15 protein-coding genes are annotated in these 17,619 nt (G+C 60.7%); 5 read left to right on the top strand and 10 right to left on the bottom strand.

Annotation, left to right across the window (positions count from 1 at the left end; all coding sequences use genetic code 11):
• Positions 1–3: 3 nt before the first annotated feature.
• On the bottom strand, positions 4–3,156 hold the full coding sequence (locus DWW12_RS07100) for a PD-(D/E)XK nuclease family protein (protein ID WP_117855588.1): 3,153 nt from the start codon (positions 3,154–3,156) through the stop codon (positions 4–6).
• A 219-nt stretch (positions 3,157–3,375) separates the two neighbouring features.
• On the bottom strand, positions 3,376–3,675 hold the full coding sequence (locus DWW12_RS07105; RefSeq protein ID WP_022094855.1) for a YerC/YecD family TrpR-related protein: 300 nt from the start codon (positions 3,673–3,675) through the stop codon (positions 3,376–3,378).
• 323 nt (positions 3,676–3,998) lie between these two features.
• Here DWW12_RS07105 and DWW12_RS07110 point away from each other — a divergent pair, with 323 nt between their 5' ends.
• Positions 3,999–4,364: a phage holin family protein gene (locus DWW12_RS07110; protein WP_117583967.1), complete on the top strand. Its 366-nt coding sequence runs from the start codon at positions 3,999–4,001 to the stop codon at positions 4,362–4,364.
• Between the two features lie 137 nt (positions 4,365–4,501).
• On the opposite strand, the gene DWW12_RS07115 is transcribed toward DWW12_RS07110, so the two are convergent.
• On the bottom strand, positions 4,502–4,930 hold the full coding sequence (locus DWW12_RS07115) for an Rrf2 family transcriptional regulator (RefSeq protein WP_117583966.1): 429 nt from the start codon (positions 4,928–4,930) through the stop codon (positions 4,502–4,504).
• Positions 4,931–5,183: 253 nt separating this feature from the next.
• On the opposite strand from DWW12_RS07115, the gene cysK reads away from it, so the two are divergent.
• Entirely contained in the window at positions 5,184–6,122 is a 939-nt protein-coding gene (gene cysK / locus DWW12_RS07120) for a cysteine synthase A (protein ID WP_117855589.1), read from the top strand.
• Positions 6,123–6,303: 181 nt separating this feature from the next.
• Positions 6,304–7,404 (top strand): tRNA 2-thiouridine(34) synthase MnmA, encoded by a 1,101-nt coding sequence (gene mnmA / locus DWW12_RS07125; RefSeq protein WP_199570743.1) that lies wholly within the window; start codon positions 6,304–6,306, stop codon positions 7,402–7,404.
• Positions 7,405–7,412: 8 nt separating this feature from the next.
• On the opposite strand, the gene DWW12_RS07130 is transcribed toward mnmA, so the two are convergent.
• From DWW12_RS07130 to fucO, 3 genes are all read right to left on the bottom strand, one after another.
• On the bottom strand, positions 7,413–8,786 hold the full coding sequence (locus DWW12_RS07130; RefSeq protein ID WP_117855590.1) for a DNA-binding protein: 1,374 nt from the start codon (positions 8,784–8,786) through the stop codon (positions 7,413–7,415).
• 137 nt (positions 8,787–8,923) lie between these two features.
• A complete protein-coding gene (locus DWW12_RS07135) occupies positions 8,924–9,943 on the bottom strand; it encodes a M42 family metallopeptidase (protein WP_117855595.1) in 1,020 nt (339 codons plus the stop codon).
• A 335-nt stretch (positions 9,944–10,278) separates the two neighbouring features.
• A complete protein-coding gene (gene fucO, locus DWW12_RS07145; RefSeq protein WP_117634860.1) occupies positions 10,279–11,445 on the bottom strand; it encodes a lactaldehyde reductase in 1,167 nt (388 codons plus the stop codon).
• A 415-nt stretch (positions 11,446–11,860) separates the two neighbouring features.
• Between fucO and DWW12_RS07150 the strand changes: the two genes are divergently transcribed.
• Complete coding sequence (locus DWW12_RS07150) at positions 11,861–12,397, top strand: hypothetical protein (protein ID WP_117639794.1); 537 nt, start codon at positions 11,861–11,863, stop codon at positions 12,395–12,397.
• Positions 12,398–12,518: 121 nt separating this feature from the next.
• On the opposite strand, the gene DWW12_RS07155 is transcribed toward DWW12_RS07150, so the two are convergent.
• Entirely contained in the window at positions 12,519–13,235 is a 717-nt protein-coding gene (locus tag DWW12_RS07155; protein ID WP_089572184.1) for a YoaK family protein, read from the bottom strand.
• Positions 13,236–13,502: 267 nt separating this feature from the next.
• On the opposite strand from DWW12_RS07155, the gene DWW12_RS07160 reads away from it, so the two are divergent.
• Complete coding sequence (locus DWW12_RS07160; RefSeq protein WP_233544257.1) at positions 13,503–15,635, top strand: YgiQ family radical SAM protein; 2,133 nt, start codon at positions 13,503–13,505, stop codon at positions 15,633–15,635.
• On the opposite strand, the gene DWW12_RS07165 is transcribed toward DWW12_RS07160, so the two are convergent.
• The 3 genes from DWW12_RS07165 to DWW12_RS07175 all read right to left on the bottom strand — a co-directional run.
• Positions 15,632–16,543: a CPBP family intramembrane glutamic endopeptidase gene (locus DWW12_RS07165; RefSeq protein WP_158564424.1), complete on the bottom strand. Its 912-nt coding sequence runs from the start codon at positions 16,541–16,543 to the stop codon at positions 15,632–15,634. The genes DWW12_RS07160 and DWW12_RS07165 overlap by 4 nt on opposite strands.
• Before the next feature lie 50 nt (positions 16,544–16,593).
• A complete protein-coding gene (locus tag DWW12_RS07170; RefSeq protein ID WP_117757910.1) occupies positions 16,594–16,815 on the bottom strand; it encodes a hypothetical protein in 222 nt (73 codons plus the stop codon).
• A 215-nt stretch (positions 16,816–17,030) separates the two neighbouring features.
• The coding region (locus DWW12_RS07175; RefSeq protein ID WP_117855593.1) for an ATP-binding cassette domain-containing protein at positions 17,031–17,619 on the bottom strand (589 nt) is incomplete at its 5' end.

The raw sequence follows: 17,619 nt of genomic DNA on the forward strand, positions 1-17,619 counted from the left end.
GGTCTACACGTCCCTCCTTACAAACGTTCCTTCGTGGTTATACGAGCAGCGCGCATGCGCGGCCTGCGCCGACGTCGGATCGACAGCGGCGACGTCGCCCGCCTCGAGCTCGCGCAGGCGCTCGGCAATGCCGGTCTCCACGCGGTCGAGCAGCGCATCGAAGTCCATGTTGCCGCCCTCGCCGGGAAAGCCCTTCTTAAGGCCCGAGATGCGACCGTCGCCGCGCTCTTCCTCGAGCAGCTCGGCACTTGCGGCGCCGCGCAGCGCGGGCTTGCCGCCCTTGGTGGAAAAGTAGAGCGCTGCGCGGGTATCTAGGCCCAGCGCCCGACGCATGGCCTGCGCGTAGATGAGTGTCTGGGTATGGGGCGGCAGCCAGCGCGGGTCGTCGATTGGGGCCTCGCCCGACTCCTCGTCGCGCACCGTGGGGTCGGCGAGCTTAAACTCCTCGACACCCGAACGATGCTTGTAGTCGATTACCACGGCGCGATTCTCGGCATCCACATCCACGCGGTCGATGCGCCCGCCGAGTGGCCAACCGGCATACTCGACCTGGAGCTCATTGAACGCAAACTCCAGGTAGCGCGGCGCGAAGGGTGCCAGCGCCTCGGACTCGTAGGCGAGCACGCCTTCCAACTGCGGCAAAATCTCGGCCACCTGACGCTCCTCCACCGGGGAGAGCGGCACCAGCGGGCCCTCGGTACCGCGCTTGCCGGCGTGCTCGGCCAGGGTCTCGTCAAAGACCTCGCGCAGCAGCTCCTTCGCGCGCGGCAGATTCATGGGCGTCACGCGCTCCATGCCCTCCTGCGGAAGACGCGCATGCAAGTGCTCCAGCACGTCATGGACAAAGTTGCCCTTCTCCATGTTGCCAAAGCCCGCATCGACGGATTGGGGCTTGACGCGATACGACACGAACCAGCACAGCGGGCAGGTGGAGTAGGCCTCGATCTGCGAGGCGGACGTCAGGCGCGGCACGAGCGGCGCGTCCTCGTCCTCGCCGTCGCGACGACGCAGGACCAAATACGGCACGGCCTCGGCACTCAGATGCTGAGGGGCTTCACAGGTCACGCGCTCGCGCTTGAGACCTTCGCCTGCCGCGGGATCGAAGTCCCTTACGATATCACCCTCACCCACGCACTTCGCCTTGTCGGCGTCAGCGGCCTTAGCGTTGTCAGCGGTCTTGTCGGCGTCAGCGGCCTTAGCAGCGTCAGCGGCCTCGGCGTGCGCCCGCAGCTCGGTCCACACGGCGGCTGGATAGCACTCGCGCGCCTGACGATCGTGGGTCACACGGGCGAGCGTAACCGGACCACGCGACACTTGCATCGCGCGGCCAAAGCGTGCGCGCAGCAAGGCCGCAGGCTCAAGCGTCACGCCCTCGCGACCGAGGCTCGCCGTCAGCGTGGCCAGCGGGCCCTCCTCGTGTGAGAGCGGATAGCTGTCCAGATCGACATCGGCAAACAGCACGGCATCGTAGCTGCCGGGGCGCAGAGCCGCCGCATCGGCAAGCGAAGCAAAACGAACCTGGGCACGTGGCGCACGGTCAACCTCGTAGGTCTCGTAATCGTAGGCGGTGCTACGTTTGTCCACCTTGGTGCGAATGCCATCGAGCACGGGCACGGTCGCAGCCTGCGACACATCGAGCGCGCGGGCGCCATTCATAAGGATGTCGATGGCGTGGCGCAGCAGGGCCACCTCCGCCTGGCGACGGGCTTGGCCATCCAAGCTGCCCAGCGAGCGATCGGGCAACCCCTCGGCAACGGCAAGCATGGCCTTGAGCGCCGTCACGGGCTTGTCACGCCACAGCGCCTGGAACACGTCCGAGACCACGCACGGCACGTTCTTAAACCAGTTCTCGTCGCTCGCCGCCTTGCGCGCGCCCCTCACCTGGCCTTGGACGCTCTGCAGCAGGCTCTTAACGCCCGCGGTAGTCTTGCTGCGCGAGAGACGCATATTCTTATCGAAGGTACGGGCATTGACGGCATCAGCGCCCGAAAGCGGACTGTAAATCCAGTCGGTAAGCTCCGGCGCGGGCCACCACTCAGTCTTAGAAGCTGCCCCTTCGTCGGCGGCCTTCATACGCTCGATCAGGTTGGCGAGCGCCGTGAACTGCCTGCCCGCAATGGATTGAGAAAACGCCGTGAACTCAACTGTCTCGGCAGCGATATGACGGGCCGCCAGACGAGAGGCGAGCTCACCGAACAGCTGGGGTGCCCGGGCAGAAACAACGAGCACGCGCACGGGGTCGGCGGGCGTTGCAGTAGCTTTATCGTCCTTGGACTCCTTGTGCGTTTTCACCAACGTATCGATGGCGTCCGCATAAGCATGGGCACGGGCATGGGGGCCGGCGACCTCAATAAAGGCAGGCCGAGCGGCGGTCCCGCAAGCGGCATCAGACGCGACGGCGTCCTCCCTCAGCGGCGCGGCCTCGAACAGCACACCGCGGGCATCAAATGCCGCGGCAAGCTCCTCGCGCATCGCCGCCTGCTCGCAGGCAAGCAGTACGACGACCTCTCCCCCATTGTTCGCCACGGCAGACAGCAGCTCGAGCAGGCCGTGCGTAAACGACGTGATACCGCGCACGCATACGGCGCGGGTGCACGCCGGCAGGTTATCGGCCAGGGCATCGGCCATAATGTCAGCCGCCTCGCAGGGCTCGACCATATCTCGACGGTCCAAACCACCCGCGTAGGCACGCAAAAGCTCGAACACACGAGCCTCGGCATCGCTTTTTGGCTCAGGCTGGCAATTGTTGCCACGGCATCGCTCGGCCGTCGTCCCCGCAACGCCCGGCAACACGTCGCGGGCCATGCGCGCAAGCATGCGCACTGTGCCCTGGCTGTGCGAAAGCGGCTGCAGGTCGGCATCGTCGAGACGCGTGACCATGTCCGAGAACAGCATCTGACGCTGCAGGTTGTCGACGAAACCGCGCCCGTCGCCCAAAAGCTCCCAAAGCGAGCGAAGCCACGATGTAGGCGTTTTGTAGTCAATACCCAGCGAAATCCCGGCTTCCGCCGCATCATGGCGGCACAGGTCGAGCTCGGCAAACGTTGGCGCCAGAAGCACGGCACGTCCATGGCGGGCAATAAGGTCGGCAAGCAACGCCGACTCGGCATCGCTCAAATCCGTGCCGGCATTGGTGGTATAGATTCGAACAGGCATGGTCCTCCGCTCAAACTGTTCGCAATAATCAATGTATCCATCCTACCCGCCCACGCGGACAGATTTGCCCCACGCCAACAGATTTGATCCCTTGGGGACGGAGGAAAACGGATCACCGAAGGGGTCAGTCTAACCCGGTGATCCGTTTTCCTCCGTCCTTAAGGGATCAAAAAACCGCCCCCGGAGGAGCGGTTTTGCACAATTCGTTTTTGGCGCGGCCTACTCGCCATCCTCCAGCTTAATGAGGATTTTGCGGTAGCCACCGTACTCGCCGTTGAGCGCCTTGGACACACGGCTCACCGTGGTGGACGAAGCGCCGGTACGCGCCTGAACCTCGACATAGGGCTCGCCCTCGTCCAGATAACGCGCGACCTGCAGACGCTGCGATAGATCGCAAATCTCGCGCGGCGTGCAGATATCGGTCAAAAACGCTTGGATATCTTTCTCGTCGTCCAAAAGGCTAAATGCGTGGACCAGCTGCTTGACATCAGGCTTGTCAAACATGTTCTCGATATTCATCGATCACCGCCAAACCCGCCAAAAGGCATCGAAGTTGATACTGACATCGGGCATCGTTCGCCCGTTCTATGCAATAGGGCAACGCCTGTGGCTTTTGCCCGTAGCAGTTTAGCACACCACCAAACTAAAGCGACAAAACTCTCTGCCAGCGGCGCGTTTTCTAGGACGAACGCCGTTTTGAAACCGAATGCGCACGCAAGCTCCACGAATATCTGAGACAATGGGCGCCCAAACAGAGCCGTGCCCGAGCATCTGTCCGAGTTGCAAAGGCATGTGCCTCTCACGCTCCCTCACCACGCCATGCGCAAGAAAGGATTCACACCATGCGCTTTATGCTCAACTGGCTTTTGACCTCAATCGCCATCGCGATCGCAACGTTTCTCGTCCCCGGCATTCAGCCCTTCGGCATGGCCGACGCCTGGGTCTGCTTTGCCTTCGTGGGACTGTTCCTCAACATCGTCGACTCGCTCGTTAAGCCGTTCCTGACGGTCATCTCGCTGCCACTCACTATTATCACACTTGGTATTTTTCAGCTTGTGGTCAACAGCTTTATGCTCGAGCTGGCCAGCTACCTGTCGGTCAATCTGCTGGGCGCGGGTATCTCCATCGCCAGCTTTGGATCGGCGTTTATGGGCAGCATCCTGGTATCCATCATGCGCAGCATTCTCGACAGCATCGCCAGGAACTAAAGCGACCGGATACGGACCGCCACAACACGCCAAAACGAAGGCCGTCCATCGCAACGATGGGCGGCCTTGTCATTTGCCAAGCCTCAGAGGGCAGGAAAATCTACCATTTCTGCCCCGTCCCCCAATAGCAGGTGGGGCTAGATGACGTAGTCGTAGCCCTCGTTGGGGGCAACGAGCGTATCGAGTGTCACGCCGTCGAGGTAGTCGTTGATGAGCTTGTCCAGGTTCTTCCACACGTCGAGCGTGGGGCACTCGTCAGAGCGCGAACAACCCTTGCAGTCGCCATCCAGGCAGGCGACCGGCGCCAGGCTGCCCTCGGTCAGGCGCAGGATCTCGCCCACCGTGTACTGCTCGGGCGGGCGCGTGAGCACGTAGCCGCCGCCCTTGCCGCGCATGCCCGAGAGCATATTGGCGCGCACGAGCGTAGCCAAAATGTTCTCCAAATATTTCTCCGAAATCCCCTGACGCGCGGCGATCTCTTTGAGGGGAATGCGGCCTGCCGCCTGGTGCTCGGCCAGGTCGACCATAACGCGCAGGGCATATCTGCCCTTTGTGGAAACCAACATATATATTGCTGCCTTTCGGTCTTTTAGTCCGTTGAAATTCTAGCCGAAAAATTGGCTTTGAAAATACCCGTTCCGGTCAAGATGGTTAATCAGCTTGCAATAAACTCCTATTTCCTATTGCATTACTAGGCTTTAGTGTCTAGTATGCTTCCCAACAGCTAAACGAACAACCTATAAGGTTTATGGGTTTACCTGCTAGACACACTGTAAAACCACACGGTATCCAGTCATTTGAACACTTTGGAGGTTCACCATGAGCAATGTTTACACGTCCATTGATCAGCTTATCGGCCACACTCCGCTTCTGGAGCTCACTCACTTTGAGACCGATGAGGACCTCAAGGCCCGCGTGCTCGTCAAGCTGGAATACTTCAACCCCGCCGGCTCCGTCAAAGACCGCGTCGCCAAGAACATGATCGACGAGGCCGAGAAGGCCGGCAAGCTCGTGCGCGGCGGCGACTACACCATCATCGAGCCCACGAGCGGCAACACCGGCGTCGGCATCGCCTCGGTGGCGGCCGCCCGCGGCTACAAGGTGATCATCACCATGCCCGAGACCATGTCCGTCGAGCGCCGCAAGCTTATGCAGGCATATGGCGCACAGCTCGTGCTCACCGACGGCTCCAAGGGCATGAAGGGCGCCATCGCCAAGGCCGAGGAGCTGCAGAAGGAGACGCCCAACAGCATTATCGCCGGCCAGTTCGTGAACCCCGCCAACCCCGCTATCCACAAGGCCACGACCGGCCCCGAAATCTGGGATGACACCGACGGCAAGGTCGACATCTTCGTCGCCGGCGTTGGCACGGGCGGCACCGTGACCGGCGTGGGCGAGTTCCTCAAGGAGCAGAACCCCCAGATCAAGGTCGTCGCCGTCGAGCCCGCCACCTCCCCGGTGCTCTCCAAGGGTCAGGCCGGCCCGCACAAGATCCAGGGTATCGGCGCCGGCTTTGTGCCCGACGTCCTCGACACCCAGGTCTATGACGAGATCATCCCCGTCGAGAACGACGACGCCTTTGCCACCGGCCGCGCCGTGGGCCACAAGGAGGGCGTGCTCGTGGGCATTTCGTCCGGCGCCGCCGTGTGGGCCGCACTGCAGCTGGCCAAGCGCCCCGAGAACGAGGGCAAGACCATCGTGGCGCTGCTCGCCGACACCGGCGAGCGCTACCTGTCCACGGCGCTCTTCCAGGACTAAGGGCCCGTCACTTGTCGATAGGCCCAAGGCAAGCCGGCCTATCCTCTCTTCTGGCCGCCTGAGCCCATCTCGTTAGGATGTCCCACGAGACGTCCGAACTTGCTACAATGTCTGCGGCGCGGAACCAGCCTCCCGCGCCGCTTTTCTTTTTTGGCCATATGCCACCAAGGAGAACCTCCCCATGCACAACAAGCGCGTGCTCGTCGCCATGAGCGGCGGCGTCGATTCCAGCGTGACCGCGTATCTGCTCAAAAGTCAGGGCTACGAATGTGTCGGCGCTACCATGCGCCTCACCTGCCCCGCACCCGACCCCACCACGGGCATGAGTAAGGTCGACCGCGACATCGCCGATGCAAAGGCCGTCGCCGAGCGCCTGGGGATCCCCCATCACGTGCTCGACCTGCAGCAGACGTTCGACCACAGCGTTATCGAGCGCTTTGTGAACGCCTACCAGGAGGGGCTGACGCCCAATCCGTGCATTATCTGCAACCGCCACATTAAGTTTGGCGCGCTGCTCGATACGGCGCTGGACATGGGCTGCGACTACATCGCAACGGGACATTACGCCAAAACAAGCCAGGCGGCAGACGGCACCTGGCAGCTGCATCGCGGCGAGGACCCCAAAAAGGACCAGAGCTACTTTTTGTATTCGCTTACGCAGGAGCGCCTGGCGCGCACGATTTTTCCGCTGGCAGGCTTGGACAAAGAGTGCGACGTGCGCCGCATTGCCGCCGAACAGGGCTTTGTTAACGCCAAGAAGGCCGAAAGCGAGGATATCTGCTTTATTCCAGACGGTGACTACGCGGGCTATATCGAGCGCCGCTGCGGACATCCCGCTGCACCGGGCGACATTGTGTGGCGCGACGGCAGCGTGGTCGGGCGCCACAACGGCGCGCTGCGCTACACCATCGGCCAGCGCAAGGGCCTGGGCGTCGCAATGGCGCATCCCGTGTATGTGACAGGTGTCGACGCCGCCAACAACACCGTGCATCTGGGCGAGGCCGAGGACCTGACCGCCGCTGCCCTCACGGCCAACGACTGGATCTGGAGTGCGCCGGACTCCCGCATGGAGGCGGAGCTCGACGCCGGCGGCATTCGCGTAGGCGCCAAGTACCGCTACCGTCAGAAAGACCAGGCAGCGACCCTTACGCGTGACGAAGACGGGCAAATGCTGCTAACTTTTGACGAGCCGCAACGAGCCATCGCCCCCGGCCAAGCCGTTGTAGTCTACCGCGGCGACATCGTCCTGGGCGGCGGCACGGTGACCGGCGCCATCCAGTAGCCACGGGATTATCGCCGCACGTGTCGAAGCACTTCAACAGCAGCATTCACCTCGATAACGCGACGCTCCAGGCCGCGGCGAATGGACTCGAGCCGGCCCTCCGCCGTGGCCCACTTGCTCCGCGATAGAATCTTTATCGCTTCTTCAACAAATCCGTTGAGCCGCGATGAATCGAACCAATCAAGTGAGTCTGCAAGCGCCAGTTGGACGGAGGGGTCGGGTCCAAACGGCTTGGCGGCAAACCCAAACTCCCCGGCTACGAGCACAGCGGTTGGCACGTTATACCACAGGCAGTTGCCGCTATCGAACAGCGGAGCAGGTTTTATCTCCAGGGTGTCGACATTACGGATGATGCCGAAGTTTCGCCAATGGCGGTCGCTGTTGGCCAAAAGGGCATCGCAGACAATCATCTGCGACATAGACCTTCTCACAGCGGCCTCATCGGCACCATGCTTGCCGAGGTAGCAACAGTACCGGTCGTACGTCGAGTTTCCCCGCTGGCTACCAAGTACGCCCTTAACGTAAACAGCCGGAACGTATTCCTCGCGGCCGTCAAGAAAGTCGTCGCACAGACACACAGGGCCATCGAATATGCGCTCAACCGTGTAAGGAACAAACTCCCCCTTGGAAAGCAAGCGACGATGTAGAGCCGTTGCAACCGCCTCGTTAAAGGGACGCTGATCGTCCATCCCGCACCCTTTAGCCAAAACGCGAATGCCGTTTCGGATCATCCACGATTTAGGGAGCTCGCCCTCGGACGTGTTATCCGGATTTTTTAGACCGATGCCTTCCAGCCAACCCGAACGCTCTTCGGGCGCCGATCGCTCAAATTCGTTCTCAAAGTAATTGATGCTTTGCCATTTGAGTTCGGCGCAATCGGCCGGCCGCAGCCAATAACAATCCGAAAGCGATAAGCCCAGGCACCGAACCGGAACCTCGATGCCACTGGCAATTCCCAGTTCACGATAGCGCGAGACGAGTCCAGGGCGGACGTCAGGCACCGACCGATGGCTCCACCACACGTTGAGCTCCCGTTTATTCACCGTAGGAGAAGAGCTCGAGCATGTGCCAAACGGCATTCGTTGCGCATCGAGGACCTCGGCGATTTCGAAGGGAAATTCACGCGTCGGATCAAATGAGACATGCGCGACCTCATGGTCGGCCGACATCAGCGTAAACTTGCGTCCCACATCAGCCGCAGGACGGCGTCCTCGCTTGCGGACCTTTTGGTAGGCGGTCGCAGAATTGTACTCGACCATCTTCCGGCCGCCCACAATATCGCACACAAGCGTCCCCGATGCGGCAAGTTGCGATATGCGGGCTTTCGTAACGCCCAACAGGCGGGCGGCATCACCCATAGATAAGTACTCAGACGTATCCATACACCGCATCACCTCGTTAAGTAATTTACACGTTTAGTTAATAGATTACATACATCATAATACTAAACAGCCCAAAGCGAAAAAAGGCCCGAAAAACGGGCCTTAGTGATTGGTCAGCCGAGTCGCAAGCTGCTCCCCTAGCGCTGCACGTAGGCGCGGACGAGCTCGTAGGTGTTGCGCACGCCGTCAATGTGGCTGCGCTCGTAGTTGTGGCTCGCGTACACGCCGGGGCCGATCAGGCCGTGACGGATGTCGTAACCGGCCGAAAGCGTGGCCTCGACGTCGGAACCGTAATGCGGGTACACGTCGATGGCGTAATCGAGCTCCAGCTCGCGCGCGATATTAGACAGCGTGGTTACCAGGTCGTAGTTGTACGGACCACCCGAATCCTTGGCGCAAATCGAAACCATGCGCTCGGTGCAGCCCAGGTCGTCGCCCACGCAGCCCATGTCCACGCTGATCATCTCGCGCGTGTCGGCCGGCACGAAGGCACCGCCGTGGCCGACCTCTTCGTACACGGTAAAGAGCAGCGATACCTTGCGCGAGAGTGTCACCTCGCCAGCGGCGACGGCACGCGCCAGGCCCAGCAGAATCGACGCGGACAGCTTGTCGTCAAGGAAGCGACTCTTGATGTAGCCGCTCTCCGTCACCGTGGTACGCGGATCCATAGCGATGATATCGCCCGTCTGAATACCCAGCTCGAGCACATCGTCCTTGCTATCGACGTTCTCGTCGAGCAAGATCTCCATGTTCTTCTCGATGGTCTTGACCGGTTCATCGGCCACATGCGCCGAAGGCTCGGTGTTGAGAACCACACCCGTGTAGACATTGCCATCGCGCGTGTAGACGGTGCAGTTCTCGCCATCGGCCGTAGGCCACTGATGCCCGCCGAGCGTCGTGGGACGCAGGCGACCATTGTCCTTGATGGAGCGCACCATGGCGCCCAGGGTATCGACATGACTCGCCAACACGAGCGGTTCGCCCTCGCCGCCAAGCTCAACCAACACGTTGCCCTTATTGGAACGCTCGGGCCCAAAGCCCATATCGCGCAGGGTCTCCATTAGATAATCAGTCGCCGCGCGGGTATAGCCCGTAGGCGAAGCAATCGAGGTAAGCGCCTTCAACTGGTCAGTAATATAGGAGAGCGTAGAATCCATCTTGGACACCAAAGTCACCCTTTCATATCGAATTAAACCCACAGCAACGATACCACCGCGAACCATCTTTTTACCTAGCGAGATGGCCCATCGAGCTCTTCAGAACTGCGCCCGCCACGATAAGCAGATACAAGGCGCCATCCAACAATGCGCCCCTCACATCCCGCCTTTCCGGCACCCCGGCATCTGAGAAAAGAACGCAGGCGATCCCGGGCTTCCCTCCGGGCGCATTCCGCAGGACGTAAAAGACCCCGCCGCGCAACGCGCGCAGCGGGGCCTTTTACATGTCCGAGGACGCGCCCGGAGGGAAGCCCGGGACCGCCGACGGGAGTAATTTACTCAGCCGGGCAAATCTTCTTGAAGAGCTCGATGACGTCGTCGAGCGTCGCCTCGCGCGGGTTACCCGGGAAGCAGGCGTCGGCCATGGCGTCCTTGGCCAGGACCTCAATCTCGTCGGCCTTCATGGCCTCGCAGACGTGCGGGATGTTCACGTCGGCAGAGAGCTGCTTAACGGCGGCGATGGCGGCGTCGGCGGCCTCGTCGGTGCTCATGCCCGTGGTGTCAACGCCCATGGCGACGGCAACCTTGGCCAGGCGCTCGGCGCAAACCGGCTTGTTGAACTCCATGGCGATCGGCAGCAGCATGGCGCAAGCGACGCCGTGCGGGGTGTCGTAGTGAGCGGACAGGGTGTGAGCCATGGCGTGGTCGATACCCAGGCCAACGTTGGAGAAGCCCATGCCGGCGACATACTGACCAAGAGCCATGCCCTCACGGCCGGAGCCGGGCTGGCCGGACTTGGCCTCGGCAACGGAGTCGCGCAGGTTCTCGCTGATCAGCTTAATGGCCTCAAAGTGGAACATATCGGAAAGCTCCCAAGCGCCCTTGGTGGTGTAGCCCTCGATGGCGTGGGTCAGAGCGTCCATGCCGGTGGAAGCGGTCAGGCCGGCAGGCATGGAAGCCATCATGTCGGGGTCGACGACGGCGACCTCAGGGGCGTCGTTGGTGTCGACGCACACGAACTTGCGGACCTTCTCGGGGTCGGTGATAACGTAGTTGATGGTCACCTCGGCGGCGGTACCGGCGGTCGTCGGCACGGCGATGGTGAACACGGCGTGGTTCTTGGTGGGAGCAACGCCCTCGAGGCTACGGACATCGGCGAACTCGGGGTTGTTGATGATGATGCCAATGGCCTTGGCGGTGTCCATGGAGGAGCCGCCACCGATGGTCACGATAGCGTCAGCCTCGGCGGCCTTGAAGGCCTCGACGCCGTCCTTGACGTTCTGGATGGTGGGGTTGGGCTTAATCTCGGAGTAGAGGCTCCAAGCGATGCCGGCGGCGTCGAGCTCGTCGGTCACCTTGGCGGTAACGCCAAACTTGACCAGGTCGGGATCGGAGCAGACGAAGATCTTCTTGTAGCCGCGACGCTGGAGCTCGCCGGGGATCTCCTTGATGGCGCCGGAACCATGATAAGAAATGGTGTTAAGAACGAAACGATTAGCCATTGATAGCCTCCCATCGTGTGCGGGGCGCCCATTACGCCCCACGCTATGAGTCCCATCCTAACGCTTTTGAAACAAAAAATGCATGAGAACGTCAAAAGTGTTAAAGCGTTTCAACATAATAACGGAGCCCCAGTCCTTCCCTCCCGACAGCAGCGAAGGCTGGATTATAGGAGCAATCGCCCAAAGAATACGACCAACTCAGCCTATAAATTGTTTCTGTTTTAGCAATATATGTTTGACAATACGTTTATAAAAGGATACTTTATAGTAATTAATATGCATGCAGCAAATAGTGTCATTCATTTTGTTAGAAATTGCCCATGCGGTTATTGCAGCTGCATGTACTGCAACATACAGCGTAATTCTCCGCACGAAGCAGAAGACGGTTCCAATTCGATCGAGGCGATGACGCGTGATGGCTACTGGTCCTAAATCGAGCAAGACGGCTACAAACGAATATCGAATCTCAATTGAAGGTAACCCTTATCCGCATGCTCTGGCTCTCGTCAACCCAGCGGGAGACAACCTCAACATCAAAAGACATGGGTTCACGGGTCCACTAGGACAGCTATTGAGTCTTAAATACACCGTTTATGACGATGCAAATGAAAAGCTCTTTACTGTCGTCGACGGTGGTTTTAGTAACATGCCCAGGGTTGCGCTCATCATCGAACACAAGGAAGTTGCGGTGTTCGATTATGGCCTAAACAGACTTGAGATGAAGTGCGTAACGAACATACCGAATTACACAATAAAAGGTAACTTCCTATTTGGAGATTACGATATATTCAGTCAACGGGAAGTGAAGCTATCTTCAGTTAACGTCCTTCAATGTGATAAACAATCGTGCTTTAACATACAGGTTTTGGATAAAGCCGAATTAGCCGCCGCAATTGGAATACCCACAGCCATTGCCCTTCTGAGGGCTCGGATTGAAGAGCATCTCGAATAAATTGCAAAAAGCAGTTCGTAACAACATTCAGGAGCTAGATAGTTTTTTCTGGCTCCTGAAGCTGTACTACATAGAGATGAAAAATAATGCGGCAAAGGGGCTGTCCCTTTGCCGCATTCGGTTACTTTCGGCAGCCCTCTTTCCAAGCCTCGGCCGCAACCTTCCAGCGAAAACGCAAGTCGCGCTCGCGGTCGATAAACATGATGGCAAACGCGACAAACAGCAGCACGCTCGCCACGACGATGGCGTGCAGGCCCATGCGCTCAATACACCAGTTGCCCAACACAGCGCCAAACACAAAGGTAAAGATCACGCCAAAGTACAGCAGGCCGTTTTCCAAAAAGCCACGCTTATGGGTAATGATGTAGTCGTCCACGTTTTGCAAGGCATTACGGAGGTTGCCGATACACATGGTCGTGGCGATGCCGTGTCCATGAATCTTGCGGAAACTCTCGACCTGCATACCGCAGGCAAACGAAGTAAGGCAGTTGGCGAGCAGGTTGAAATCGCCGCCCGGGATAAAGCTCACGCCCAGCAAGATAACAGCTTCAAAAAACACCGTCACCTGGCGCCAGTGAATCACGCTGCCAAAACGCTCGTGTACCAGGTCGGCAAGCATAATGCCCACGGCAAACGACACCACGGGGAAGAAATAGCGTCCCGCGAGCGCCCAATTACCCTCCGAGATGCTCACGCCCACCAACAAGATGTTGCCTGTCTGCGCGTTGGCGAAAACATGATCGCGCCCAATGTACGAATACACGTCCATAAAGCCACCGGCGAGCGCCAGAATGATGCCCAGCTCGATGGACTCCGATATCTGCTTGGCACGCTGCATCGTCGTGCGGCCTCCTTGTTGACGACCCTCTCGTGCGTTGGCGGAGATATGGCCGCCGTTCATACTGTAACCCATTGACAACATGGCGTGCGCGCGAGACGGGCTCCCCAACGCGCAGATACACAGTCTGGAAACAAACGGCGGGCGCGGCGCCACACCCGCATCGACACGCCGATCCGCCAGCCCATGTACTCCACCAGTCTTTTTAGCCCCGTCCCAAAAAGACTGGTTACAATTACGTGCAGCATACAAACACCGGGAGGGATCGTGGCAAATAAGCCTCAGCACGCTCAGAACAACCAGCGCAGTCAGCAGGGCAAACAGGGCCAGCAGCAAAAGCGCGGCAGCAAGGCGCAGGGTGGGCACACCACTCATGCTCCAGCAGCGCCCTCACGCCCCTGGCGACCGGGCCGCGACAAGTTCCTCCCCGTCAGCCGCGCCGACATGGATGCGCGTGGCTGGGACCAGTGCGACTTCGTCTATATCTGCGGCGACGCCTATGTGGATCACCCCAGCTTTGGCATGGCCATCATCAGCCGCGTGCTCGACGCGCACGGCTACAAAGTGGGCATCATCTGCCAGCCCGACTGGACCGACCCCGCCAGCATCACGGTGCTCGGCGAGCCGCGCCTGGGCTTTCTCGTGAGTGCCGGCAACATGGACTCCATGGTCAACCACTATTCGGTGACCAAGCACCGCCGCCACACCGACGCCTATACCCCTGGTGGCGAGGAGGGGCGCCGTCCCAATCGTGCCGTCACGGTCTACGGCAACCTCATCCGCCAGACGTTTAAGGACGTCCCCATCATCATCGGCGGCATCGAGGCGAGCCTGCGCCGTCTGGCCCACTACGACTACTGGCAGGACAAGCTCAAGCGCTCGGTACTGCTCGACTCGGGCGCCGACATCCTCATCTACGGCATGGGCGAGCACGCGATTGTCGAGATCGCCGACGCGCTCGACGCGGGACTGCCCGTCGACCAGATCACCTATATCAACGGCACCGTCTACCGCACGGGTTCGCTCGACGAGGTCTACGACTACGACCTGCTGCCCAGCTGGGACGACCTTGCCGCCGACAAGCTCAACTACGCGCGCAGCTTTAACGTGCAGCAGCAGAATATGGACCCCATCACCGGGCATCGCCTGGTAGAACCCTACCCCAACAGCGTCTATGTGGTGCAGAACCCGCCGAGCGCCACCCTCACCACCGAGGAGATGGACGAGGTCGCCGAACTCCCCTACGCACGCGATTGGCACCCCGACTACGACGCCACGGGCGGCGTGCCGGCCTTTGCCGAGATCAAGTTTTCCATCAGCTCTAACCGCGGCTGCTTTGGCGAGTGCTCGTTTTGCGCGCTCACCTTCCACCAGGGCCGCGTGCTGCAGATGCGCAGCCACGACTCGATCATGCGCGAGGCCGAGCTGCTCACGCGCGACCCCGAGTTTAAGGGCTACATCAACGACGTGGGCGGACCGACGGCCAACTTTAGCCGTCCCGCCTGCGACAAACAGCTCAAGCACGGCGCGTGCAAGAACAAGCGCTGTCTGTGGCCGAGCGTATGCAAGAACATGGTGGTCGATGAGAGCGGCTACACGCAGCTGCTGCGCGACCTGCGCCAGCTGCCAGGCGTCAAGAAGGTCTTCGTGCGCAGCGGCATCCGTTTTGACTACACCATGGCCGATACCTCGGACGAGTTTTTGCGCGAGCTTTTGGAACACCATGTCTCGGGCCAGCTGCGCGTAGCACCCGAGCATGTGAGCGACGCCGTGCTCTCCGTAATGGGCAAGCCGAGCCGCGCCGTCTACGACGCGTTCTGTCGCAAATTTGAGCGCTTGAACCGTGAATACGGACTCAAGCAGTACGTGGTTCCGTACCTGATCTCGAGCCACCCCGGCTCGACGATGAAGGAAGCGGTGGAGCTTGCCGAGGCTGTGCGCGACATGGGCTACATGCCCGAGCAGGTACAGGACTTCTACCCCACCCCGTCCACGATGAGCACCTGCATGTACTACACCGGCGTTGACCCGCGCACCATGCAGTCGATCTATGTGGCGCGCGACCCGCACGAGAAGGCTATGCAGCGCGCGCTCATCCAATATCGCAAGCCCGAGAACTACAAGCTCGTGCGCGAGGCACTGGAAAAGGCTGGCCGTCGCGATCTGATCGGCTACACCAAGCATTGCCTGATTCGCCCCGTGCCGCCACGCCCGGGCGAGACCTCTGCCGGCGGCGGGCATGGCACCGGCAAGAAGGGCGGCAAGGCCCACGGTAGCGCCGGCAAGGGCCCCAAGGGCAGCAAGGGGCACGGCGGCATGTCGCGTGCGCAGAACACCGCCGGCCGCAACCGTGCAGCTCAGGGGCGTCAGGGCGCCAACGGAGGCGGACGCCGCAATTAGGGCAGCGGTGCTGTCGCTATGCCCATCTCGCATGCGTGGCGCAGTGAGCGCATCGCCTCCACGAGGATGATGCCGGCGATGGTGACCGTGATTACCACGTCGAACGGCGTGTTCACAAACCAGAGCAACGTCATGAGATACGACCCGGCATTAAAGGCAAAGTGCAGCAGGATCGTGTAGCGGAGCTTCCCGGTCGTCACGAGCACCCAGCCAAAAATGAGGCCGGCAGCGCCCGCATAGCAGCCCTGCACCCAGTTCATGTGCATAAAACCGAAGATCGCCGCCTGCAGCACGACCGCCGCGGCGATACCCCACGTGCTCGGGGCCGCCCAGGGCACCATGGCGCCGTCCTGCGCACCCGCACGACGCCGGCGCTTCCAAAGTGGGCGGCACTGCGGATTAAACGCTCGGAGCGAAAACTCAAAAATGATACCGCGCACCAGCAGCTCCTCGCAAAACGGAGCGCCGAGCACCGTGGTCAGGACGGCCAGATAGCTCGTGTCACCCATGCCCGTCTCCTCGACAAGTTCGCTGTAGTCGGCCGCGGCCTCGAGCAACAGCGACAGCACGGCGTCGGTCACGTAGCCAACGACCACCTGCAGGGCAAGGCCAATCACGATAACGCAGACGATGCGCTTCCACGCCCCACGCGCTCCCCCGCCGAGCGGATGCGCGCTTTGCCGGCGTGCCATAAACGAACGCGGCCACAGATAACGCCACCACAGCAGCGCCATTAAAAACGATGCCATCTGCGCGGCAGCCTGAAGCAATTGAATATCGAGGTCGTCAATCGAAAAGCCCATGAACACCGATGCGACGCCCAGAGCGGAGAACAAAACCACGCTCAGGGCGATATCGGCAGCGACGACGCCAAAACAGGCAAGCGCCCAAATCATCGCATTGAGCATGCCAACCTCCTCCCGACAGCTAGTCATTTAAGAACGTCCCCAACGACTAGTCATTGGGGACGTTCTTCAACGACTAGTTGTTGGGGACAGTCTTTGCCAAAGGCCCCGTTGGGCGAGATGTCGAACGGGAAGGTGCCGCAGCGATTGAACGCGGCGATAAACATGCGGATGGCGTTGGACGGCGTGGTGCCCACGAGCTGGGTTGCCGCCGCGAAGGCCGCCTTTTCCTCGGGCAAGACCTTCGCGACAACCGGGGTCATGTGTTCTGCCATGACGCTTCCTTTTTGAAACGACGGTGGTGCGGATAGATGCGGGCCACGCGGCTGGGCGACGGGCTGTGAAGGCAACCCGATTGGCCCGCATCCGGAGTTTGTTTCTGCGGCGTTGGTATTACTTGGTATTCCTAAGTATTACCCCGCAGATAGAATACCACACCCGACCCCATGGGGACGGAGAAAAACGGATCATTTTGTTGCTAAGTTAGTATTTAGAGCGTGATGATGTCCGAGATATTGAGGGCCCGAGCGTCAGCGGCATCGTGTGTGGCGAGTAGGAGCATGCGACCGTCGAGCAGATCGAGCACGACCTCGGCCGTCGCATCGCGCGCGACGACATCCAGGCCGGTAAAGGGCTCGTCCAGAATCACCGCGCCGCCCGGGCACAGCAGTGCTCGGGCAATCTCGACGCGACGACGCTGCCCACCCGAGAGCTCGGCCACGCGAGCATGCAAATCGACCCCCGGCACCAACAGGCGCAGCAGGGCCGCGGCACCCGAGGCGTCCACGCGCGCGTCGGCGCACACCAGCACGTTTTCCAAAGCCGAAACGTCCTCAACCAAGCGCACGTCCTGAAACACCATGGAGCACGGCGCGCACTCCCCCGCAGCCAGCGCAAGCAACGTCGACTTGCCCACACCCGAGGCGCCCATCACGCAGGCGCGCCCACCGGCGGGCACACGGAGTGTCAGTCCGTCGAGCGCCGGAGCCCAGGGCACCCGCTCGCCCACGGCGAGCGCAAGCTCCGCCGCAGCGCCGCCCCCGGCAGCCCCCGCACGCCCGCGAGCGCCGCGCCCATGC

The organism is Collinsella sp. AF14-35 (assembly GCF_003464565.1).
Taxonomy (GTDB): domain Bacteria; phylum Actinomycetota; class Coriobacteriia; order Coriobacteriales; family Coriobacteriaceae; genus Collinsella.